Genomic DNA, 1,077 nt, shown 5'->3' with positions numbered 1-1,077 from the left:
CACGCCACATCGACCTGCTCGGGCTGCCAACCGGCGCTCGTCTCCGTATCGGTTCAGAGGCGATCGTCGAACTCACCGGTTTACGCAATCCGTGCCACCAGATCGAAGATTTTCAACCCGGTTTGCTCAAACACATGGTTGAGCCGACACCGACTGGCCTAGTGCGTAAGGCCGGCGTTATGAGCATCGTTGTCCAGGGTGGTCAGGTTCGACCGGGCGACGCCATTGAAATCGAACTACCACCGCTGCCCCACCAGCCGCTTATCTATCGCGTGCCAGAGCTTGAAGTCTTGATTGCCTCAATTCGCCGCGAGGCAGAAGGCATTCACTCGCTGGAATTTCGAGCATCTGACAATAGCGCCCTGCCTTCCTTCACGGCCGGATCGCATATCGACTTGATGCTGCGTCCGGGACTGACACGCAGCTATTCGCTCTGCAATGATCCAAGTGAGCGAGATCGCTATGTTGTTGCCGTCAATAAGGATCCAGGGAGCCGCGGTGGCTCTGTATTCGTGCACGAACAACTGAGAGTCAGTGACCGTCTGCGCATCGGCCCACCACGTAACAACTTCCAGCTTGACGAAACCGCTGAGCACACAGTGCTGGTCGCCGGCGGCATCGGAATAACACCTCTGAAGGCGATGATCTCGCGGCTTAGCGCGCTCGGGCTGAGTTGGGAACTGTTCTACGCAACGAGATCTCGCTCCACCACGGCGTTCCTTGGGGAACTACAGCTCCTTGAGGAGTTCCACCCCGGCCGAATCCATTTCCATTTCGATGCCGAGTCAAAAGGAACGAGACTGGATATCAAAGGCATCGTGTCGGCTGCCCCCAACTCCTCCCATTTTTATTGCTGCGGCCCTCAGCCCATGATTGGGGCATTCGAGCAGGCGACAGCTGCGTTGCCGCGATCACAGGTACACGTCGAGCATTTCGCCGTCAAAGGCACTGTCGCCGTCGATGGTGGCTTCAAGGTTATACTCCATCGATCCCACCGGACGCTCGAGGTGCATCGAGGCACCACTATCCTGGATACGTTGCTCGCCGCCGACGTCAACGTTCCATATTCCTGCAAGG

General features: G+C 57.6%; 1 protein-coding gene. It reads left to right on the top strand.

The genetic code is table 11. The features are described from left to right. A partial coding sequence (locus tag AC4FWB_RS34510; RefSeq protein WP_491030677.1) for an MOSC domain-containing protein occupies positions 1-1,077 on the top strand: 1,077 nt, incomplete at both ends.

The sequence above is a fragment of the Mesorhizobium sp. LEGMi-168a genome (genome assembly GCF_058312955.1).
Note: the sequence above shows the minus strand (reverse complement) of the source record. Positions and strands in the feature narration are given on the sequence as shown.